The following is a 21,461-nucleotide window of genomic DNA, read 5'->3' on the forward strand; positions in this document are numbered from 1 at the left end:
GGCGGCGCCTGCGGCGCTTGCGCTTGCGATTTCCGTCGGCTTCGCTTTCCGCGCGGGCCGCAACGGGCCGCTCGGAAACGGCCGGCTTTTCCTCGAGTTCCTCGTCTTCCTCCTCATCCACTTCGATGACGATATCGTCGTCGTCATCCTCGGGAATGGCTGCGAAGTTGAAGAGGGTTTCAATCTTGACCGGGTTTTCCACCGGCTCGCCGCGATCGATCGCGAAATGTTGCGCGCCGACCGAGCCGTCCGCATCGATGATGATCGCGACGCCGAAGCGGCTCTCATAATCGACGATCGTCTGGCGCTTGTGGTTGAGCAGGTAGAGCGCGATGTCAGGCGTGGTGCGCACGGTGATGTTGTGCGTGGTGTTCTTGAGCAGATATTCCTCGATGCCGCGCAGGACATGCAGCGCGACGGAGGACTGCGAACGCACATGGCCGCTGCCGCCGCAATGCGAGCACACCTGCGTGGTCGATTCGAGAACTGAAGCGCGGATGCGCTGGCGCGACATTTCGAGCAGGCCGAAATGCGAGATCCGGCCGACCTGGATGCGGGCGCGGTCGTTCTTCAGGCATTCCTTCAGCTTCTTCTCGACGGCGCGGTTGTTGCGCTTCTCTTCCATGTCGATGAAGTCGATGACGATCAGGCCGGCAAGGTCGCGAAGGCGAAGCTGGCGGGCGACTTCGTCTGCAGCCTCGAGGTTCGTCTGCAGCGCGGTGTCCTCGATCGAATGTTCGCGGGTCGAGCGGCCGGAGTTGACGTCGATCGAGACCAGCGCTTCGGTCTGGTTCATGATCAAGTAGCCGCCAGATTTCAGCGTCACCTGCGGCTGCAGCATGCGGTCGAGCTGAGCCTCGATGCCGGAACGCGAAAAGATCGGATGGATGTCGCGGTAGGGCTGAACCACCTTGGCATGGCTCGGCATCAGCATCTTCATGAAGTCTTTCGCTTCACGATAGCCTTCTTCGCCGGAAACGATGACTTCGCTGATATCCTTGTTGTAGAGGTCGCGGATCGAACGCTTGATCAGCGAGCCTTCCTCATAGACGAGGCAGGGAGCGGTGGACGCCAGCGTCAGCGTGCGCACATTCTCCCAGAGGCGCATCAGATATTCGAAGTCGCGCTTGACCTCGACCTTGGTGCGGTTGGCACCGGCGGTGCGAAGGATGACGCCCATGCCCTGCGGCACCTCGAGCAGGCGCGCAATTTCCTTCAGGCGCTTGCGGTCGGCAGGATTGGTGATCTTGCGGGAAATGCCGCCGCCGCGCGCCGTGTTCGGCATCAGCACGGAATAGCGGCCGGCGAGCGAGAGATAGGTGGTAAGGGCTGCACCCTTGTTGCCGCGCTCTTCCTTGGCGACCTGCACGAGCAGGATCTGGCGGCGCTTGATGACTTCCTGAATGCGGTACTGCTTGCGCGGCTTGCGCTGCACGCGGTCCGGCACTTCTTCCATCGCGTCTTCGGCGCCGACGGATTCGATGACTTCCTCTTCACCGTGATCGTCATCGTCGTCGTCGTCATCGTGGCGACGCTTGCTGGTATCGACGTCCTCGGAGATCGAGTCAGTTTCCACCATCGCGGCCATCGCGCCGCCGGTCGAACCGTCATCCTCATTGTCGACGCTCGAAGCGCCTTCGGCTTCGACGTCTGTGGGAACAGCGTCCTCGGTCGCGGTCGTCTCGGCAACCGGTTCTACGACCTTCTTGCGGCTGCGGCGCGGCCTGGCCTTCTTGGCCGGCGCTTCCTCGGTGGCCTCGGGTGATGCCGCGGCCTCTACCGCTGCGGTCTCTTCCGTTACGGCAGCCGTTTCCGGGGTCTCTGCCGGCACGATGCCGACATCCGGCTGATCCTGCTTGGAAAGATCGACCATCGGCGCGGTTTCGACATGCTCGACGTCTTCGTCGCGGCGATGCTCCTCGGCTTCGGCCCGAAGCAGTGCCTGACGGTCGGCAAGCGGTATCTGATAATAGTCGGGATGGATTTCGGCGAAGGCCAGGAAGCCGTGCCGGTTGCCGCCGTAATCGACGAAGGCGGCCTGCAGCGAGGGTTCGACCCTCGTTACCTTTGCAAGATAGATGTTGCCGCGGATCTGCTTCTTGTGCTGGGACTCGAAGTCAAATTCTTCTATGCGGTTCCCGCGAACGACAACGACGCGCGTCTCTTCCTCGTGAGACGCATCGATAAGCATTTTGTCTGCCATGTAAGCTGTGCTCCTCGGCGTGGCCGCGAGAGCGCATTCCCGACTGCTGTTGAAACAGAAAGAATGCGGTCCACTGTGGCCGCGCCGGATAATGAAAGTCGCGCCTGATGCGAGGGGGAGGGCAGCAGCCAGACCGCAGCCGGAACCATTTCGGTCCGGGGCCTGTACACTTCAGATAAAACCTGCTGCGAAACCATCAACAACCAAGCGTGATCGACAAATACGAAGACCCGTTCGGGTCCGATGAGTTTGCTCCCTGAGAGCGTGGTGGCTGATCCACCAATGAATTCCGACAATAAGCCGGAAAATCAGGATCCAGTTCTAGGGATTAAGCGCATGAGACGGCGGACGATGACCGGTGTGGCGCCAGGTCCTGATCTGGCTGGCAGCCTTTGCGGCGACTCTATCCCGTCAACACTTTACCCTGAAATTCGTTGTATGTTTTCTGTGTCACAATAGCAAGGGAAAAGCCAAATGTGCCATAATATTGATGGATTTCGCAACGCATACAAACTGGGGATAAAGTGATCGCGATTCGGCAGGCTGCAGCGGGTGTTTCGTCACAGGACGTTGGCCGCAGCCGCGTCGGGTCCATTGCAATACAGATAGGGTGTGGCGGTTTATTGTTTAAGAGGGCTCGGATCGCGGCGAAATCCGCAGCGCGGCGATCGACATTCGCAAGGCGGGTTCTGGCGGCGCTTTTGGCTGCTAGTCTGCTGCCGGCCGCTGCCAGCTCTGTCGAAGCCAGGGATCCGCTGCTTGCCTACGGTGCGCGCATCGTCGGCGACGACGCAAGGACCCGCATCGTCATCGATTTCGATCGCGAGCCGCGTTTCTCAGTCCACTATATCGCCAATCCGGAACGCATCGTTGTTGACTTGCCGGCGACAGCCTTCGGTTTTCCGGCGAAAGATCTTGCCGCCCGCGGCCTTTTCAAGGATATCCGCTACGGCAAGATGGACGAAGAGAGCGCCCGCATCGTGCTGACGACGGCAGGGCCGGTGAAGCTGGCGCTTGCCAAGGTGCAGGCCGATGAGACGGGCAACGGCCATCGCCTGGTGCTCGATGCGGAGATGATCGACAAGAAGGCCTTTGCCGAACTGGTGAAGACGCAATCCTGGAGCGATCGGACCGAGGCAGCGCAGACGACGAGCGCCATTCCGGCACCGCAAAAGGCTGCTCCCGGCGATTTCGTCATCGCCGTCGACGCCGGCCATGGCGGCATCGACACCGGCGCGATCGGCGTCGACACCAAGACCGAGGAAAAGCAGGTGACGCTTGCCTTCGCCAAGGCTTTGACCGACCGCTTGAACAAGGAACCGGGCATCAAGGCTTTCCTGACGCGCGAGGACGACGAGTTCCTGTCGCTTTCGCAGCGTGTGCTGATCGCCCGCCAGAACCATGCTGGCCTCTTCATTTCGCTGCATGCCGATACGCTGAAGCAGAAGGATATCCGCGGCGCCACCGTCTACACGATCTCCGACAAGGCATCCGACAAGCTCGCCGCCGACCTTGCCGAACGCGAAAACCTCTCCGACCAGATCGCCGGCAAGGAGACGGTTGCCGAGCCGCCCGAGGTTGCCGACATCCTGCTCGATCTGACGCGGCGCGAGACCCAGGCCTTCTCTATCTCGCTGGCCGAGAGTGTGCTGAATTCTTTCAAGGATCAGGTCGGCACTATCAACAATCCGCACCGTCATGCCGGCTTCCGCGTGCTGCAGGCGCCCGACGTGCCGTCGATCCTTCTCGAGATCGGGTTCCTCTCGAATGCCGAGGACGAGAAACTGCTGCTCGACGAGGCTTGGCGCGGCAAGATCGCCGGTCTCTTGACCGACGCAGTCAAGCGATACCGCGCCGCAGTCATGGCGAATGGCGGCTGACGGCCGCCCAAAAATCTGTAGCGGCTGCGGCACGGCGGCCGCATAAAAACAAAGATTCATAAAAACAAATATTTAAGTGCGCCGCATGAATCAAATTCTGAGCAAGATACCTCAGATTGGCGGCGGCGACGGGCGTTGCTTGGATGTGACAGTTCTAATGAAACGCGGCCGCAGCGGTGAATGCGGCGCAGGAAGCCCTATTTTGCTCACATTCGCGCCGTTACTCCGGCTTATGTTTCGTAAGCCTTGAGCGCGGAATCGGCTTGTGGCGGTAGCGCTCATAGAGTAAGCCGCGCAACGTGCAAATTGCCTTGATCTGTGCAATCGTTGCGGCTGCGCCGATTGAAGATCGAAAAGACCGGTAGCTGAAATATGGTTAGACTTTTTGGATATTTCTTCGGAATGGCCTGCGTCCTGTTTCTGGTCGCGGCGGCGGGTGTTGCCATCTATCTCGCCAACGTCGCGAAGGATCTCCCGGACTATGCCGTTCTGAACAGCTATGCGCCGCCGGTGACCACCCGTGTCCATGCCGGCAACGGCGCGCTGATGGCCGAATACGCCAAGGAAAAGCGTCTCTTCCTGCCGATCCAGGCCGTCCCCGACCGCGTCAAGGCCGCGTTCCTGTCGGCCGAAGACAAGAATTTCTACAATCATCCGGGTGTTGATCTCACCGGTCTCGGCCGCGCAATCCTCGTCAACCTGCAGAATTTCGGTTCCGGCCGCCGCCCGGTCGGCGCCTCCACAATCACCCAGCAGGTGGCCAAGAACTTCCTTTTGAGCTCGGACCAGACGATCGACCGCAAGATCAAGGAAGCGATCCTCTCCTTCCGCATCGAGCAGGCCTACAGCAAGGACAAGATCCTCGAGCTCTATCTGAACGAGATCTTCTTCGGCATGAATTCCTACGGCATCGCCGGCGCCGCACTCACCTATTTCAACAAATCCGTAACAGAATTGACCGTCGCCGAGGCCGCCTATCTCGCCTCGCTGCCGAAGGGGCCTGCCAATTACCATCCTTTCCGCCATCCGGAAGCTGCGCTCGAGCGTCGCAACTGGGTGATCGACCGGATGGTCGAGAACGGCTATGTCAGCCAGCCTGACGGCGAGGAAGCCAAGAAGCAGCCGCTCGGCGTCACCGCCCGCACCACCGGCCCCTCGCTCTTTGCTTCGGATTATTTCGCCGAAGCCGTGCGCCGCCAGCTGATCGACCAGTACGGCGAAAAGGTCCTCTATGAGGGCGGCCTTTCGGTGCGCACGTCGCTCGATCCGCAGATGCAGATCGCTGCCCGCAAGGCGCTGCAGGACGGTCTGGTCACTTACGACGAGCGCCGCGGTTTCCACGGCCCGCTCAAGCAGATCGATGCGAGCGGTGATTGGGGCAAGGCGCTTGCCGATATTCCCGCACTGTCCGATGTGCCGGAATGGCGGCTTGCCGTGGTACTCGCCGTGTCAGACAGCACCGTCGACATCGGCCTGCAGCCGGCCAAGGATGGCAGCGGCAAGGTTGCGGCCGACCGTCAACGCGGCACGATCGACGCCAAGAACATGCAGTGGGCCTTCCGTTCGGCCGACGGCGCCCGCAAGACCACGAAATCGCCGGTCGGCGCTGTGTCCCCCGGTGACGTTGTCTATGTCGCAAAGCTCGGTGACGACGCGTCGACCTCCTATCGCCTGCAGCAGCCGCCGAAGGTGCAAGGTGGCCTGGTCGCCATGGATCCGAAGACCGGCCGCGTGCTCGCCATGGTCGGCGGCTTCTCCTACGCCCAGTCCGAATTCAACCGCGCCACCCAGGCGATGCGCCAGCCGGGATCCTCGTTCAAGCCTTTCGTCTACGCGGCGGCGATGGACAATGGTTATACGCCGGCTTCGGTCATCATGGACGCGCCGATCGAAATCGTTTCGGGCGGCCAAGTCTGGAGGCCGGAAAACTACGGCGGCGAATCCGGCGGCCCGTCGACGCTGCGTTCGGGCATCGAGCATTCGCGCAATCTGATGACGGTGCGCCTCGCCAACGACCTCGGCATGAACATCGTCGCGGAATATGCCGAGCGCTTCGGCATTTACGATCACATGATGCCGGTTCTCTCCATGTCGCTCGGCGCTGGCGACACGACGGTGCTGCGCATGGTCTCGGCCTATTCGGTCATCGCCAATGGCGGCAAGCAGATCAAGCCGACATTGATCGACCGCATCCAAGATCGCTACGGCAAGACGATCTTCAAGCATGAGGAGCGTCTCTGCGAGGGCTGCAATGCCGGTGACTGGCAGAACCAGGAAGAGCCGAATGTCGTCGACAATCGCGAAACCGTTCTCGATCCGATGACCGCGTACCAGATCACCTCGATGATGCAGGGCGTCATCCAGCGCGGCACCGCTGCCGGCAAGATCGATCTCGGCGGTCGCGACGTCGCCGGAAAGACCGGCACCACCAATGACGAGAAGGATGCCTGGTTCGTTGGCTTCACCCCGGATCTGGTCGCCGGCCTCTATATGGGCTTCGATACGCCGGGCCCGCTCGGCCGCGGCGGCACCGGCGGCGGTCTCTCCGCCCCGATCTTCAACGAATTCATGCAGGCTGCCGTCAAGGACACGCCGGAATCGAAGTTCGTCATTCCATCAGGAATGAACCTGATTTCGATCGACCGTAAGACCGGTATGGCGGCTGGCGAAGGCGATCCGAACACCATCATCGAGGCCTTCAAGCCCGGCACCGGCCCGGCCGACAGCTTCTCCGTGATCGGCATGGACAGCACCATGGCGCCGGAGGAAATCCTGAAGACCTCGCCGCAGGCGAACCAGGCCGTCCAGACCGGCACGCCCGGCCTGTTCTGACCGAGGCCTGAATTTTGCACGCCCGCCGCGGCCCTTTACATCCGCGGCGGGCGTCTCTATGTCACCAGCACCTGAAGAAGACCGAGACAGAGAAGCAGGAAAATGCGAGCGGAAATCGAAAACGTGGTCGATGAAACCAAGCAGGCTATCACCCTGCTGAGGAGGCATCTTTGACTGGGACCAGGCGATAAGACGGCTGGACTGGTTGAACAACAAGGCAGAGGATCCGAACCTCTGGAACGACGCTTCCGAAGCGCAGAAGCTGATGCGCGAGCGCCAGCAGCTCGATGACGGCATCAACGGCGTCAAGCAGCTTGAGCAGCAGCTGAACGACAATATCGAGCTGATCGAGCTTGGCGAGGAAGAGGGCGACCAGAGCGTCGTCAAGGAAGCCGAGGATACGCTGAAGGCCTTGAAGGCCGAGGCCGCGCGCCGCCAGGTGGAAGCCATGCTCTCCGGCGAAGCTGACGGCAACGACACCTATCTCGAAGTCCATTCCGGCGCCGGCGGCACCGAAAGCCAGGACTGGGCGAACATGCTTTTGCGCATGTACACCCGCTGGGCCGAACGCCAGCGCTTCAAGGTCGAGCTTCTCGAAGTCCATGATGGCGAAGAGGCCGGCATCAAGTCCGCGACCCTGCTCGTCAAGGGCCATAATGCCTATGGCTGGCTGAAGACGGAATCGGGCGTGCACCGCCTAGTGCGCATCTCGCCCTACGACAGCAATGCGCGTCGCCATACGTCCTTCTCGTCGATCTGGGTCTATCCGGTTGTCGACGACTCGATCCAGATCGAGATCAACGAAAGCGACTGCCGCATCGATACCTATCGTTCGTCGGGCGCCGGCGGCCAGCACGTCAACACCACCGACTCGGCCGTGCGCATCACGCATATCCCGACGGGCATCGTCGTGCAGTGCCAGCAGGAGCGTTCGCAGCACAAGAACCGCGCCAAGGCCTGGGACATGCTGCGTGCCCGCATGTATGAAGCCGAATTGAAGAAGCGTGAGGACGCTGCCAGCGCCGAAGCCGCTTCCAAAACGGAGATCGGCTGGGGCCACCAGATCCGCTCCTACGTGCTGCAGCCCTATCAGATGGTCAAAGACTTGCGCACCGGCGTCGCCAGCAGCGCACCGGACGACGTTCTCGACGGCGACCTGAACGAGTTCATGGAAGCAGCACTCGCTCACCGCATCAGCGGCGCCGCCGACGCGGTTGTCGAGGATGTCGACTGATCGGATTGACGATGGATTGAAATAACAAAGCCCCGGAGACGGGGCTTTTTTTGTTTCGGAAGGCTGCAGTCCTGCCCGCTTCAGCGGCTCGATCGTCGAGGCGATCATAGCTCTGGTTCGGCGTAAGAACTTATCATTTCACCTCATCGAGACGATCGATCGCCTTGACGTTTTCGGCGAAGGTCCGCTGAGCCGCCCTCGCATTTATAAGTTTGACACTGACTTGACATTTGTCGAGTCGACGTCGAATAATGTCATTGTCGATATCGGGGCTGGAGATCACCGATGTCGATCGGCTCCCGCCAATCGGTTGCCGGTGCATGTGTGGAGGAGAAGAGGGTGGAGCTTTTGCTGGATGTGGAAGGGCTGAAGAAGTCCTTTGGTGGTGTCGCGGCATTGCGCGACGGCCGCTTCGAACTTCGCGCCGGCTCGGTCCACGCACTTTGCGGCGGTAACGGCGCAGGCAAGTCGACCTTTCTCAAGATCCTCATGGGTATCCATAATCGCGATGCTGGCTCGATCCGCCGTCGTGGCAAGGACGTGGACTTTGCCGGTCCCGCCGACGCGCTCGCCTCCGGCATTGCCATCATCGAGCAGGAGCTGAGCCCGGTTCCGCACATGACGGTGGCGGAAAACATCTATCTCGGCCGCGAGCCCTCGACACGTTTCGGCGGTATCGATTTCCGGACGATGAACCGCTCCGCCCAAGGGCTTCTCGACGATCTCGAATTCGATATCCGCGCCACCCAATACATGATGAACCTCTCCGTTGCGCAGATGCAGCTCGTGGAGATCGCCAAGGCGCTAAGCCACGATGCTGAGGTCATCTTCATGGATGAGCCAACCTCGGCAATCGGTGAGAAAGAGGCTCAGCAGCTCTTCGCGGCCATCCGGCGCCTGAAGGCGCAGGGACGCGGCATCGTCTATGTCTCGCACCGGCTTTCGGAAATCTTCCAGATCGCCGATTCCTATACCGTGTTTCGCGACGGCGCCTATGTCGGCAGCGGAGATCTCAAGCAGATCAGCCGTCCGGATCTCATCCGGATGATCGTTGGCCGGGAACTGGCCGAGGAATATGTCAAGACCAACACGCCGACATCCGAAACCGGCCTCGAGGTTACGGCGCTGAGTTGCCCGAACAAGATCGAGGACATTTCCTTCTCCGCCCGCAAGGGCGAGATCTTCGGCATCTACGGGCTGATGGGCTCGGGGCGAACCGAGATCTTCAATTGCCTTTTTGGCCTCGAAAAATCTTCCGACGGCAGGATCATCGTCGACGGTGCCCGCATCTCGGTGTCGAAGCCGGCGGATGCGATGGCAAGTGGCCTGGCGCTGGTGACGGAGGATCGCAAGCTCACGGGCCTCAATCTCTCTGACTCCGTTCGTGCCAACATCTGCATGGCAAGCTTACCGGAGATGAGCCCTTCCTTTGCCATGAGCCGCCGCCGCGAGGCCGAGGCCAGCCGCCGGATACAGGCGCAATTTCAGATCAAGGCCGCCCGGGACACCATGCCGGTCTCGGGACTGTCAGGCGGCAATCAGCAGAAGGTGGTGCTCGGAAAATGGTTTCTGCGCAATCCGAAGGTGCTGCTCCTTGATGAGCCGACACGTGGCGTCGATGTCGGCGCCAAGCGCGAAATCTACCGCATCATCTGTGATTTTGCCGCGGCCGGCGGAACGGTCGTGATGATCTCATCGGAAATCGACGAAGTTCTGGGCATGTCGGACCGTATCATGGTGATGCGCGCCGGTAGGAGCGCGGGAATTTACAGCCGGGAGGAAACGGATGCCCAATCACTCGTCCACCTATCGACCTGATCAGGATCAGGTCATCCTTACGGCGCCAGAGGAGCAAGCAAGAGTGTCAGAGAGCGACGATAGCAATGCCGGCGGCTGGTTCAGTTCGGATCGGCGGCGACTGTTGATTCAGGAATACGGTATCTTTCTCGCTTTTCTGCTTCTCGTAGTGGTCCTTTCGTTCTCGAACGAGTTCTTCCTGACCGGCGGCAATATTTCCAATGTGCTGCTGCAGACTTCGATCAACGGCGTGCTTGCCATCGGCATGACTTTCGTGATCCTGACCCGCGGCATCGATCTTTCGGTCGGTTCTGTCGTGGCGCTTGCCGGCATTGTCAGCGCCAGCTTCTCGACGACCTCTGCCACGGCGGCGATCGCCGGTGCGCCCTATCCGGTGGCCATCGGGCTTGCGGTCGGCATCCTGGTCGGCGTTGCCTGCGGCGCGATATCGGGGGCGATCGTCTCGCGATTTTCCGTTCCGGCCTTCGTCGCCACCCTTGGCATGCTTTCGGCCGCGCGCGGCTTGACGCTGATCTATGGCGGCGGTCGCCCTGTTCCCGCCCTGACGCCGGCCTTCCGGTGGATCGGCACCGGCGATGTCTTCGGCATCCCTGCACCCGTCATCATTCTCGCCGTCGTTTTCGCGGCTTCGTGGTGGATCCTCAGCCGGACGCGCTTCGGCCGCTACATCTATGCCGTCGGAGGCAATCCGCATGCGGCGAAGACCTCCGGTATCGACATCGGCCGCATCCGCTTCACTGTCTATGTCATTTCCGGCGGTCTTGCCGGTCTGGCCGGCATGCTGCTCAGCGCCCGTACGGGCTCGGCCTTGCCGCAGGCGGGCATCGCCTATGAGCTGGACGCGATTGCGGCGGTCGTCATCGGCGGCACAAGTCTGTCGGGCGGTGTCGGCCGGGTGACGGGCACGCTGATCGGTGCGCTCATCATCGGCGTCATGAACAACGGCCTCGATCTGATGGGGATCCAATCCTACTACCAGCAGGTGTTGAAAGGTGCCCTGATCGTCGGCGCCGTGATGCTCGACCAGAAGCGAACTTACGGGGCCTGAGCCCCATCGGAAACCGTGCCGGCCCTTGCCGGCCCGTTGCAGAGGCGAGCCATGTCGGCCGCTAAAACTTAAAGTGGAGGAGATTGAAATGAGAAAGCTTATGATTGCGCTTGCTTCGGCAACTGCCTTGCTGGCCTCGTCGGCCGTGGCCCAGGAAAAGATCAAGATCGGGGCAGCTCCTTACGGCCTCAATGCGGAGTTCATGCAGATCTGGGCGGCAGCGATGCAGGAGCATCCGGCTGTCAAGAGCGGCGAGGTCGAGCTGACTGTTTTCGACGGTCGCTATGACGCGCTGGTTCAGCAGGATCAGTTCAAGACGATGGTCACGCAGAAATACAATGCGATCATCTTTGCACCGATCGACGTCGATGCGGGCGCAGCAGCCGTACAGTCGGCGGTGGATGCCGGCATTCCGGTGATCGGTTCGAACACCCGCGTCAATTCCGACCTGCTGACCTCCTATGTCGGTTCCGACGATACCATCTCGGGCTATATGGAAGCCAAGACCGTCCTCGACAAGCTTGGCTGCAAGGGCAATGTCGTCATCCTCGAAGGCCCGGTCGGTCAGTCCGCTCAGATCTCGCGCCTGGAAGGCAATAAGAAGGCGCTCGCCGAATGCCCTGACGTGAAGGTCCTCGAAGACCAGACGGCGAACTGGTCACGTGCCGAAGCGCAGACGCTGATGGAGAACTGGTTGACCGCGCACCCGAAACAGATCAACGGCGTGATCGGCCAGAACGACGAGATGGCGCTTGGCGCCATCGAGGCGATCAAGGCTGCGGGGCTCGATGAGAAGAGCTTTGCGATCGCGGGCATCGACGGCATCACCGACGCTCTTCGCGCCGTCAAGGCCGGCGAGATGACGTCGATCCTGCAGGACGCACGGGCACAGGCTCAGGGCGCTCTCGATCTTGCCATCTTCCACGCCAGGAAGGGCGACTACAAGCCGCAGTCCGATATCTGGGCGACCTACAAGGACATGCCGTGGAACGACGGCAAGGACAAGAACTACAACGTGCCGTGGACGCCGGTGACGGCCGAAAACGTCGACAAGCTGCTCGCGACACGTAAATGATCCATTTGGTGGGGCGGGTTCGCCCGCCCCATTTCTCAGACAAGCCGGGAAAAGATCCATGACCGATTCAAAACAGATTGATCTGAATTTTTCGCTGGGCGGCAAGGTCGCCCTGGTAACGGGCGGCGCCTCCGGTATCGGCGATGCCATCGCATCGGCATTTGCCGCCAAGGGCGCGGTCGTCGGCGTCATCGACATCAATGAAACGGTCGCGAAATCCAAGGCCGACGCCCTCGGAAATGGCGCGAAATCCTTCGTCTGCGACGTTTCCAACCCGCAATCGGTGGAAGCCGTCATCGCTGCGGCGCAGGCGGCCTTCGCCCATATCGACATCGTCGTCAACAGCGCCGGTGTCGCCATGCTCGCCCCCGCCGAGGATCTCACCCTGGAGGCCTGGGACAGAACCATCGACATCAATCTTAAGGGAACGTTCCTCGTCTCTCAGGCTGTAGGCCGGGTCATGCTCAAGGCCGGCAAGGGCGGTAGGATCATCAATATCGCCTCGCAGGCCGGCACGGTCGCGATCGATCAGCACGTGGCTTACTGCGCCTCCAAATTCGGCGTCATCGGTCTTTCCAAGACGCTCGCCGCCGAGTGGGGCAAACACGGCATAACCGTCAATACGATTTCGCCGACGGTGGTTCTGACCGAGCTCGGAAGAAAGGCCTGGGATAACCCGCGCGGCGAGGAGCTGAAGAAGCGCATCCCGACGGGACGCTTCGCTTATCCCGAGGAGATTGCTGCGGCGGCGGTGTTTCTGGCATCGAGCGGCGCCGAGATGATCAACGGCGCGGATCTTCTGGTCGATGGCGGCTATACCATTGTCTGACACGCGGAAAACAGGAGGAACCATGCAGCGGTTTATCAACAATCCGGACGAGGTCGTCGAGGATACGGTCAAGGGCTTCGTCAAGGCGCATGCCGATATGGTCAGGCTCGGCAACGGCAATCCGCGCGTCATCGTTGCGCGCCATGCGCCCGTCGCGGGCAAGGTCGGCGTCATCACCGGTGGCGGTTCCGGCCATGAGCCTGCCTTTATCGGCTATACCGGACGCAACATGCTGGATGCCGTCGCGGTGGGTGAGCTCTTTTCGTCGCCGACGGCCAAGAGTTTTCTCGATGCCGCGCGCGAAGCCAATGGCGGCAACGGCGTTGTCTGCCTCTACGGCAATTATGCCGGTGACAACATGAATGTGAAGATGGCGATCAAGCTCGCCGCCAAGGAAGGCATCACGATCGCGACCGTCGTCGCCAATGACGACGTATGTTCGGCCGGACCCGATGAGCGTGAGAAGCGACGCGGCGTCGCCGGCGAAATATTCATGTGGAAGTGCGCGGGTGCCAAAGCTGAGCAGGGGGCTAGCATTGAGGAAGTGCAGGCGACAGCGCAAAGAGCGATCGACAATTGCCGCTCCATCGGCATCGGCCTCGGTCCCTGCACGCTGCCCGCCGTCGGGCATCCCAACTTCCAGATTGCGCCGGGCACGATGGAGGTCGGCATTGGCCATCACGGCGAGCCGGGGGTCCGGGTCGAGCCGCTGAAGCCTGCCGCCGAGGTCGCACGCGAAATGGCCAGGATCGTTCTGGACGATCACGGCCTGGCATCCGGAACCGAGGTGGCCGTCATCGTCTCCGGCCTTGGCGCGACGCCCTTGAACGAGCTCTATATCCTTCACGACACCATCGAAACCGAGATTACCGGGCGCGGACTGAAAATCTACAAGACCTATATCGGAAATTACTTCACCTCGTTGGAAATGGTCGGTGCGACGCTGACCGTCATGGCGCTTGACGATGAGTTGAAGACGCTACTCGACGTCGATGTCCACTGCCCGGCAATGCCTTGATGGGAGACAGGCGAATGCAGCAATTTGACAACGCGTCCTCGGGCGACATCGTTTTCTCGCTCGCGGATCGGATCATCGAGCATCGCGCTTATCTCAGCGAGATCGACGGCAAGATCGGCGACGGCGATCACGGGGTTAACATGGCCAAGGGATTTGGCATGGCAGCCGAACGGATCAAGGGCGCAGACATGTCGCTCGCAGAAGCTCTCGACACGCTCGGCACAGTTCTGATGACGGAAATCGGCGGCTCCATGGGACCGCTCTACGGCGTCATGTTCATTCAGTTCGCTGAAACGATTGAAAAGGCTGTACAGATCGATGCGGGGATGTTCAGCGCAATGCTGCACAATGGTCTTGAAGGTATTCAGGCGATCGGATCCGCGAAAGTCGGCGACAAGACCCTTCTCGATACGCTCGTGCCCGCCATAGAGGCGTTCGATCTGGCCAATAGCGATGGAAAGTCGTTTGCGGAATCGCTGAATATTCTCGTTTCCGCCGCGGAGGCCGGCCGCGACAGCACCCGCGACCTGGTGGCCAGAATCGGCCGGGCAAGCAGGCTCGGCGAACGTTCGCTTGGCGTTCTGGATGCTGGCGCCACCTCCTGCGCGCTTATCCTCCAGTCGCTCGCACTTGGCGTCGAGGCAAAGCTTCGGCCATCCGCATAAAAACAGCGGGCTTTGGTGAGAGCCCGTGATCCTCCCGAGCATCACCTTCCGGCCGCTTTGGCGGCCGGAAATCATTGTGCGGGAGAATGTTGAAAACCGGAGCCTTTACGCTCATCTTCGCGGGCGATTTGAACCTCGCAGGGAAGCCAGACAGGATGACCGTCAAGACATCATCAGCGCGGAAGAACGGTAGCGTGCGAAACAGCGCCGACGATGCGTCTGAGCCCATCCCGCTGCGGTTTGGCGATGATCCCTATGTCTGGGCCTGCTGGCTCTATTATGAGGACGGCATGACGCAGGGCGACATTGCCGATACCATGGGGATTTCGCGGGCAACCGTGAACAGTTATCTCGCCGATGCGCGCGCCCGCGGTATCGTCAATATCTCCATCGAGCCGTCGCGCCTGAGTTCGCTGACGATTGCTCAGGAGTTGAAACGGCATTTCGGTCTGCAGGACTGTCTCGTCGTTCCGAGCGACGACAATACCCGCCCGCTCATCGACCGTCTCGGGCGCGCAGGCGCTCAGGCGCTGCAGAGGCTTTTGAAATCCGGTGATACGCTGGCCGTCGTCTGGGGCCGCACGGTCATGGCGGTCGGTGAGCAGGCCTCGATAAGCGGCCTGCAGGACGTCACGGTGGTCCAGGCAACCGGCGGAACCAGTGCGACATTCGCCTATACACCCGAACTTTGCGCAGCGGCCTTTGCCGATGCCGTGGACGCGCGGCTGATCAATATCGCATCTCCAGCGATCGTATCCGCTCCGGATGTCCGTAATATCCTGTTGCGTGAGCCATTGATCGAAAGTCAGTTCGAGGCGCTTTCACGCGCCAACAAGGTGATTTTCGGTATCGCCTCCATGCGCCCGAATTCGACCATCCATACCAGCGGATTCTTCGAGTCGGTATCGTTGCAGCAATATCTGGCGAAGGATGCCGCAGGCATCGTCGCCGGACGTTTCATCGACGGGCAGGGCCGCCCGGTCGCCGGGCCGCTTGACGACCGCACGATCGGAATATCACTCGACATGCTGAAGAGGATCGGTCTGCGTATCGCTGTCGCCGGCGGTTTCGACAAGGTGCCGGCAATCCTGGCAGCCCTTCGCGGCGGCTACGTCAACGTGCTGATCACCGATGCCGCGACGGGCCGTGGCATCCTGCATGCGGACGGTGTGACGGAGGTCGACCAGAAGCTTTTGCAACGCCCGAGGGTCGAAATTGGCACGCCGCCGCCAGCGACCGGTTTTCGCACTCACATCAAGAAATTTCTGAACAATCCCGACGAGGTCGTCGAGGAAATGCTCGACGGGGCAGTGAAGGCGCACGCTGCCTATCTCGAGCCGGTCGACAGTTCTCGCCGTGCGCTCGTTGCCCGGACGGGACCGCGCGCCGGCAAGGTCGGTCTTGTGATCGGCGGCGGCACGGGACACGAGCCTGCGTTCTTCGGCTATGTCGGGAAGGGTCTTGCCGATGCCGTTGCTGTCGGCAATATCTTCTCGTCGCCGCCTCCCGGCCCGATCCTTCAATGCACCAGGGCGGCGTCCGGCGGAGAGGGTGTGCTTTTCGTCTACGGCAACTACGCCGGCGACGTCATGAATTTCGAAATGGCAGCCGAGATGGCGGCGGAGGAAAACATCGCGGTCCGCACGGTCGTGACGACGGACGACATTGCCTCATCGCCGCTGGAAGACAGGGAGGGCCGGCGCGGCGTCGCCGGCAATTTCTTCATCTTCAAGGTCGCCGGAGCGGCCTGCGACCGCGGCCTGTCGCTTGCCGCCTGCGAAACGGCGACGCGCAAGGCCAACGCACGGACATTTACGATGGGCGTTGCATTGGAACCGTGCTCGCTTCCCCAGACCCGTCGCCACAACTTTGAAATTGGCCCCGACCACATCGAGATCGGCATGGGCATCCATGGTGAACCTGGCGTCATTCGCGAAAAGATGATGACCGCCGATGAAATCACCGATCGGGTGATGGATCGCATATTCGCGGAAATGAAGCCGGCATCGGGCGACCGCGTCGCAGTATTGGTCAATTCCTTCGGCGCAACGCCGCTGATGGAGCTCTATATTCTCTTCCGGCGTGTCGAGCAGCGGCTGAGTGCGAAAGGCATCGCGATAGAAGCGAATTGGGTGGGACACTATTGCACCTCGCTCGATATGGTCGGTGCATCCATATCGATCTTGCACCTCGATCAGGAATTGACGGAATTGTTGCATCATCCTTGCGATACCGCGTTCCTGCGGGTCGCGAACTGAAGGTATAAGAGATGCGCCCGGCTGACACGGGCCGCATCCTGCTCGAACTGGGAGGATCATGATGTCGGAAAGCGCGGCGCGCCACCTCAGCAGGATGTTTCATCGCATCTCCGTTGCGATCGCAGCGGAGAAGGACCGTCTCTCGGATCTGGACGGGGCTATCGGTGACGCCGATCATGGAATTACCATGGTGCTCGGCTTCACGGCGGTGAACGGGGAACTCGCGAAACTCGACCTCGACCACATGCTTCCATCAGAGGTGTTCACGTCGGCGGCGACAGCCTTTCTGAATGCCGTCGGTGCATCCACGGGACCGCTTTACGCCACGGCATTTCGCAGGGCCGCCCAGGTCCTGAAAGAGGGCGAACACCTTTCAACTGCCGATCAGGCGGCGATCGTCGAAGCGATGACGGCCGGCATCAGGGAGCGTGGAAAGGGCCAGCGCGGCGACAAGACGATGCTCGATGCCTGGATTCCCGCAACCGAAGCCGCCGTCACTGCACGGGCGCGGGCGGCCGGTAGCCTCGAAATGTGGACCAGCATATTGGCGGCGGCCGAAACCGGCGCGAATTCGACCCGTTCGATGGTTGCAACTCGGGGGAGGGCGGCCCGGCTCGGCGAGAGGTCGCTCGGACACATCGATCCAGGCGCGGCCTCGGCAGTCATCATCCTGCGCGCGATGAAGGAAACCTTCGCCGGCGACAGGGTGAAAGAATAGGAGCGGCGACAGGATTCACATGCAGGGTTACCTGCGCGGAGCAAATACGTCTTCGTTCCGAGGGCATCCTCAATTCGTGACCTTTTCCGCGATGAGGCTGCTGTCTTGAAACAGCGCTGCCGACAGATCGGCAATCTCGTCATGAACGGCTGCGCGCTTGATGCCCGGGGGATCGGTAAAAAGTTCTGCCGCAAAGGCAAGGCCGAGCGCCGTACCCTCTGGCACGAAGACATAATGCCCAAGGCCGCCGCCGAAGATTTTAAGAGCGCTGCGCCGCAGCCGCGCATGCAGCCATGATGAACATTCTTCGGCCGGTGCCGCCGTGTCGGCATCGCCGACCAGGACAAGGGCAGGCGCATCGACAGCTTTCAGGCTTTCCTCGCTGAAGCCGAGAACGGACCGGCCCGGCGCGCAGATGAGGGCGGCCTTGATTCTGTCATCTCGGTAGGACTTCGACATGCGGCCCCACGAATCGCGAAACACATCGCTGGTGCGCAGCAATGCCGGGATATGATCGGCAAGGTCGGGAAACTCCCTTGGTCCGCGCGCGCCACCCGGTTTCATCCTGGACGGTTCGAACTGCGAGAACTGGGCGACAGCCCCAAGAAGCAGCATCACGCTATAAGCTCCGGCCGAAAACCCGGCTGCGAAGACGCTGTTCGTATCGATATGGCCAGAGAGATCGCTGAGCCACTCGTCGCGGTGGTCGAGCATGTAGCTTAGATCAGGCGCCCGCTCCCAAAGGCAGGCAAAGCCTTCGGCGCGATAGGGCTCGATGCCGGTATTGCCGTGGTGGCTGACGCCGAGCGCCGCAAATCCGCGATCGACCAGGCGTCGCGCCAGCCACTCCAGTCCGGCCGCGGATCCGCCGGTGCCATGCGACAACAGCACGAGAGGATAGGGCTCGGCCTCCGATCGGATGGGTGCATTGCGGGCGACGGCCGCCTTCTGGAACCAGCTTCTTTCCGGGACGTCGCTTTGCGCGTCATCGGCGGCGGGATACCAGAGGGACCAACGGATGGGTCTGGGGCCGGCGGCGTCCCAGTTCGACCTCTTCTCGTCGTAGAGGACGCCGTCGCGAAATCCCAGTGTCATCTCTTGGATGCCCCTTTGAACACGTCCCAGCCGTTAATTCGTCGCCTTCTCGACGGTGATGTCGCCGAATTCGTCGATCAGCACGGTCCAGCCATCCGGCTCCGCCGCAGGGTCGGTCTTCAGATAGACTGTGGCGAAGAGCCCCGGCTGCTTGATGATGCCGTTCGAATTCTCGGGGCGTATATCGGTCACGTAAGGTTTCAGGTCGCTGAACTCCTGCAACTCGATGGTCGAGGCGATCGCCGGGCCGGTCTCGGTCTGGGCAATCTTCTGCAGATAGACCTTCGAGGTCCTGTCCGGCTGGCGCACGGCAAAGAGCTTGTAATAGCCGCGGCGCTGCGCGGCCTCTCCCTCGGGATTGGCAACGCTCTCGGCGCCCGTCGGCGCCCGCTCGACATCAGGTGCGTTGCCGTCGTCCTCCCAATAGCCGGTGCTGGTCGCGAAAATCACCGATGCCGGCAGGAGGGCATCCTGCGCCGGCGCGGCCTCTGCTGTGACGCTCCATCCCGCAAGCAGGAGGCTGGTCATCAATATCCGTCGCATTGCCATCGTCTCAATCCTTGAACTGCTCGGCGAGAATACGGTCGGACCAGGAGCGGTCGGGATCAGACAGAATGCGCGCCGTGACATGCTCCGACTGGGCGATGCGAATATGCAGCACCGACTTGACCTCGGTATTGTCGGCCACCGCATTCACCGGCCGCTTCTCCGGCTCGAGAATGTCGATATCGACGGTTACCTTGTTCGGCAGCAGAGCGCCCCTCCAGCGCCGCGGCCTGAAAGCGCTGACCGGCGTCATGGCGAGCAGCGGCGCCTCGAGCGGCAGGATCGGGCCATGGGCGGAAAGATTATAAGCCGTCGATCCGGCGGGTGTCGCGACCATCAGCCCGTCGCAGATCAGTTCCTCCAGACGCACGCGCCCATCCACCATGACCCTCAGATTCGCGGCTTGGTAGGACTGGCGAAAAAGATAGACCTCGTTGATGGCGAGCGCCGTCGAGTTGGTGCCGTCGGCGTTGGCCGTCGTCATCTGCAATGGCCGGAAGACGTTTTCGACGGCGACACAGATGCGCTCCTGAAGCCGATCGGTACGATAATCGTTCATCAGGAAGCCGACCGAGCCGCGATTCATGCCGTAAACCAGCTTGCCGGAGTTCATGGTGTTGTGCAGCGTTTGCAGCATGAAACCGTCGCCGCCAAGCGCGACGATGACGTCGGCTTCGTCAGCCGGTACGTCACCATAGAGACCAATCAACTCCTCGCGCGCGGCAAGCGCCTCCGTCGTTGGTGAGGCGAGAAAGGAAAGCGTCTGAAATGAACGGCCCATGCAATGCCCTTTATGATGCTGCCCTAGCTAAAGGATAAAGGCCTTGTGCGACAAGGACGTTTTCTATCGCGAAGCGTTTTGAGCCGCAGCCGACCAGTCCACGCAGACGCGGATTTTCCCTTTACAGAATCACAGAATCTGTTAGTTGGGCAATTATTGCCCTTGTAGCTCAGTTGGTAGAGCACCTGATTTGTAATCAGGGGGTCGCGAGTTCGAACCTTGCCGGGGGCACCATTCTTTTCCGCGCGATACCGTTTGCTAGTCCATAGTCTGGGTTCGACGCTGTTGCGCTCAATCGCACCAGCAGACTTTTCAGAAGGTTCATATCGCTCGATGAACCGCGCGTGAAGGGCTGCTTCACCGCCAATTCAGCCGCGCCCGCTTATCTTCGCCTCATCATCAATGAGGAAATAGCCATGAAGCTCGCACATCTCTTTCTCGCCGCAACCATTTCCGTCGGCGCGGCTTTCGCGTCCGTCGCACCGGCGGCCGCCATGCCGGCCGAGCGGCCGGCGGTGACGGCGCAGGGCGACATCGTTCAAATTCGTGATGGCTGGCGAGGTGATCGCGACCACGACGACCGTGGCTGGCGACGTGATCGCGACCGGGATGATCGTGGCTGGCGCGATGGGCGCGATTGGCGCCGGTCCGACTGGCGCGATGATCGCCGTCACGGGCGGCGGTGGCGTGCCGAGCGTTGGCAGGAACGCCGCGACTGGCGCCATCGCGATCGCGGCATGCCGTTCTGGCTCTACCGCAGCTGACGATAACGGCCCGGATCATCCGGGCCGTTATTTTAGAGCATGATGCCGAAAAGTGTGATCGGTTTTCGGACGACATCATGCTCCCACTATTTATTTTTAGAACAGGATTCAGATTTTAGGCCGAGCCGGCCTAAAGTCATCCTGTTCTAATGAGTGAGGGGTTCGTTGACGCTCGCCTCGATCCTGTCGCCATTGCCGGTCTGTCCGGCGCCGGAGGGCGACATCATCGCGATGCTGAGTACGGAGGCGATCATGAAGGCGACGACGGCGATCATTATGCGCATAAGCGTTCAATCCTCGTTCGATTCCGGGATTAACGCATGATCTCCGTCCGCGTTCCTGCAAGTATTATTGCACCTGGCCCGGCGTCGCGGGGCCAGGCGCCGTCGGCGAGAGAGGATCGGGCTGGTGGATGGGGTGCGACGTGTCCACCCAAATGATGCTGATGATAATCACGACGAAGACCGCGATGAAGAGGATACCGAAAATCAGCGGTCGAATGGCCATGATAGGGATCGTTCCTTCTTGCTTGTGAGCCGGTCGCAACAACCGGTCGTCGCCCGATCATAGTGCTCCAGGGCGTCATTCCAAGGCAAAAGTGGATTTTTCCGGCATCGGTCGGGCGTTGCACGAGCGTTGTCCGTGTCCTTTTCCATTTGTCGCGCCGCATCGAACTCCTGCATAATTCCTTAAATCC

At 61.0% G+C, this 21,461-nt stretch carries 18 protein-coding genes and 1 tRNA gene; 13 read left to right on the forward strand and 6 right to left on the reverse strand.

Annotated features, from left to right (window positions below):
- Positions 1-2,203 (reverse strand): ribonuclease E/G (locus HX898_RS31940; protein WP_180196750.1); only part of this gene is annotated, 2,203 nt, incomplete at its 3' end.
- A 623-nt stretch (positions 2,204-2,826) separates the two neighbouring features.
- On the opposite strand from HX898_RS31940, the gene HX898_RS31945 reads away from it, so the two are divergent.
- From HX898_RS31945 to dhaL (HX898_RS31995), 11 genes are all read left to right on the forward strand, one after another.
- On the forward strand, positions 2,827-4,083 hold the full coding sequence (locus HX898_RS31945; protein WP_011651401.1) for an N-acetylmuramoyl-L-alanine amidase: 1,257 nt from the start codon (positions 2,827-2,829) through the stop codon (positions 4,081-4,083).
- A 372-nt stretch (positions 4,084-4,455) separates the two neighbouring features.
- A complete protein-coding gene (locus HX898_RS31950) occupies positions 4,456-6,915 on the forward strand; it encodes a penicillin-binding protein 1A (RefSeq protein ID WP_171599461.1) in 2,460 nt (819 codons plus the stop codon).
- A 102-nt stretch (positions 6,916-7,017) separates the two neighbouring features.
- Positions 7,018-8,149, forward strand: a protein-coding gene (gene prfB / locus HX898_RS31955; protein ID WP_012756997.1) for a peptide chain release factor 2 whose coding sequence is annotated in 2 segments (ribosomal slippage) — positions 7,018-7,086 and positions 7,088-8,149 — 1,131 coding nt in all. Because the reading frame shifts where the segments join, the coding sequence is not laid out codon by codon here.
- 339 nt (positions 8,150-8,488) lie between these two features.
- Positions 8,489-9,967: a sugar ABC transporter ATP-binding protein gene (locus HX898_RS31960; RefSeq protein WP_138328958.1), complete on the forward strand. Its 1,479-nt coding sequence runs from the start codon at positions 8,489-8,491 to the stop codon at positions 9,965-9,967.
- Positions 9,968-10,010: 43 nt separating this feature from the next.
- Entirely contained in the window at positions 10,011-11,015 is a 1,005-nt protein-coding gene (locus HX898_RS31965) for a sugar ABC transporter permease (protein WP_011651405.1), read from the forward strand.
- Positions 11,016-11,103: 88 nt separating this feature from the next.
- Entirely contained in the window at positions 11,104-12,090 is a 987-nt protein-coding gene (locus HX898_RS31970) for a substrate-binding domain-containing protein (protein ID WP_138328227.1), read from the forward strand.
- A 58-nt stretch (positions 12,091-12,148) separates the two neighbouring features.
- Positions 12,149-12,919, forward strand: a complete 771-nt coding sequence (locus tag HX898_RS31975; RefSeq protein WP_011651407.1) for an SDR family oxidoreductase — start codon at positions 12,149-12,151, stop codon at positions 12,917-12,919.
- A 22-nt stretch (positions 12,920-12,941) separates the two neighbouring features.
- Positions 12,942-13,937: a dihydroxyacetone kinase subunit DhaK gene (locus HX898_RS31980; protein WP_138328226.1), complete on the forward strand. Its 996-nt coding sequence runs from the start codon at positions 12,942-12,944 to the stop codon at positions 13,935-13,937.
- Positions 13,938-13,951: 14 nt separating this feature from the next.
- On the forward strand, positions 13,952-14,602 hold the full coding sequence (gene dhaL, locus HX898_RS31985; RefSeq protein ID WP_138328225.1) for a dihydroxyacetone kinase subunit DhaL: 651 nt from the start codon (positions 13,952-13,954) through the stop codon (positions 14,600-14,602).
- 155 nt (positions 14,603-14,757) lie between these two features.
- On the forward strand, positions 14,758-16,860 hold the full coding sequence (locus HX898_RS31990) for a bifunctional sugar-binding transcriptional regulator/dihydroxyacetone kinase subunit DhaK (RefSeq protein ID WP_138328224.1): 2,103 nt from the start codon (positions 14,758-14,760) through the stop codon (positions 16,858-16,860).
- A 61-nt stretch (positions 16,861-16,921) separates the two neighbouring features.
- On the forward strand, positions 16,922-17,578 hold the full coding sequence (gene dhaL / locus HX898_RS31995) for a dihydroxyacetone kinase subunit DhaL (protein ID WP_138328223.1): 657 nt from the start codon (positions 16,922-16,924) through the stop codon (positions 17,576-17,578).
- Between the two features lie 69 nt (positions 17,579-17,647).
- Here the strand turns inward: dhaL (HX898_RS31995) and HX898_RS32000 are convergent, their stop codons facing one another.
- The 3 genes from HX898_RS32000 to HX898_RS32010 are packed head-to-tail and all read right to left on the reverse strand — an operon-like array spanning position 17,648 to position 20,000.
- On the reverse strand, positions 17,648-18,673 hold the full coding sequence (locus HX898_RS32000) for a dienelactone hydrolase (RefSeq protein ID WP_138328222.1): 1,026 nt from the start codon (positions 18,671-18,673) through the stop codon (positions 17,648-17,650).
- Between the two features lie 33 nt (positions 18,674-18,706).
- Positions 18,707-19,222 carry a hypothetical protein gene (locus tag HX898_RS32005; RefSeq protein ID WP_138328221.1) on the reverse strand — a complete coding sequence of 172 codons (516 nt, stop codon included), beginning with the start codon at positions 19,220-19,222 and terminating at the stop codon, positions 18,707-18,709.
- A gap of 4 nt (positions 19,223-19,226) precedes the next feature.
- Positions 19,227-20,000, reverse strand: a complete 774-nt coding sequence (locus HX898_RS32010; RefSeq protein ID WP_017993642.1) for an NAD kinase — start codon at positions 19,998-20,000, stop codon at positions 19,227-19,229.
- A gap of 158 nt (positions 20,001-20,158) precedes the next feature.
- Between HX898_RS32010 and HX898_RS32015 the strand changes: the two genes are divergently transcribed.
- Both HX898_RS32015 and HX898_RS32020 read left to right on the forward strand, forming a co-directional pair.
- Positions 20,159-20,234 (forward strand) — tRNA-Thr (locus HX898_RS32015).
- Between the two features lie 110 nt (positions 20,235-20,344).
- The gene (locus tag HX898_RS32020) at positions 20,345-20,764 is read left to right on the forward strand and encodes a hypothetical protein (protein ID WP_171599487.1); all 420 of its coding nucleotides are present in this window, start codon (positions 20,345-20,347) and stop codon (positions 20,762-20,764) included.
- Positions 20,765-20,910: 146 nt separating this feature from the next.
- Here the strand turns inward: HX898_RS32020 and HX898_RS32025 are convergent, their stop codons facing one another.
- Both HX898_RS32025 and HX898_RS32030 read right to left on the reverse strand, forming a co-directional pair.
- On the reverse strand, positions 20,911-21,048 hold the full coding sequence (locus HX898_RS32025) for a hypothetical protein (protein WP_171599488.1): 138 nt from the start codon (positions 21,046-21,048) through the stop codon (positions 20,911-20,913).
- Between the two features lie 64 nt (positions 21,049-21,112).
- Entirely contained in the window at positions 21,113-21,271 is a 159-nt protein-coding gene (locus HX898_RS32030; protein WP_003558513.1) for a hypothetical protein, read from the reverse strand.
- Positions 21,272-21,461 lie beyond the last annotated feature (190 nt).

Origin of the sequence: Rhizobium sp. WYCCWR 11128 (assembly GCF_013416305.1) — a bacterium.
GTDB classification, from domain to species: Bacteria; Pseudomonadota; Alphaproteobacteria; order Rhizobiales; family Rhizobiaceae; genus Rhizobium; species Rhizobium indicum.

Bases quoted from the DNA above. Each gene is read 5' to 3' on its own strand.
- HX898_RS31950 (WP_171599461.1), top strand. From the start codon at position 4,456: ATGGTTAGACTTTTTGGATATTTCTTCGGAATGGCCTGCGTCCTGTTT.
- HX898_RS32000 (WP_138328222.1), bottom strand. From the start codon at position 18,673: ATGACACTGGGATTTCGCGACGGCGTCCTCTACGACGAGAAGAGGTCG.
- dhaL (WP_138328223.1), top strand. From the start codon at position 16,922: ATGTCGGAAAGCGCGGCGCGCCACCTCAGCAGGATGTTTCATCGCATC.
- dhaL (WP_138328225.1), top strand. From the start codon at position 13,952: ATGCAGCAATTTGACAACGCGTCCTCGGGCGACATCGTTTTCTCGCTC.
- HX898_RS31980 (WP_138328226.1), top strand. From the start codon at position 12,942: ATGCAGCGGTTTATCAACAATCCGGACGAGGTCGTCGAGGATACGGTC.
- HX898_RS32005 (WP_138328221.1), bottom strand. From the start codon at position 19,222: ATGGCAATGCGACGGATATTGATGACCAGCCTCCTGCTTGCGGGATGG.
- HX898_RS31970 (WP_138328227.1), top strand. From the start codon at position 11,104: ATGAGAAAGCTTATGATTGCGCTTGCTTCGGCAACTGCCTTGCTGGCC.
- HX898_RS32030 (WP_003558513.1), bottom strand. From the start codon at position 21,271: ATGGCCATTCGACCGCTGATTTTCGGTATCCTCTTCATCGCGGTCTTC.
- HX898_RS32010 (WP_017993642.1), bottom strand. From the start codon at position 20,000: ATGGGCCGTTCATTTCAGACGCTTTCCTTTCTCGCCTCACCAACGACG.
- HX898_RS31990 (WP_138328224.1), top strand. From the start codon at position 14,758: ATGACCGTCAAGACATCATCAGCGCGGAAGAACGGTAGCGTGCGAAAC.
- HX898_RS31975 (WP_011651407.1), top strand. From the start codon at position 12,149: ATGACCGATTCAAAACAGATTGATCTGAATTTTTCGCTGGGCGGCAAG.
- HX898_RS32025 (WP_171599488.1), bottom strand. From the start codon at position 21,048: ATGCGCATAATGATCGCCGTCGTCGCCTTCATGATCGCCTCCGTACTC.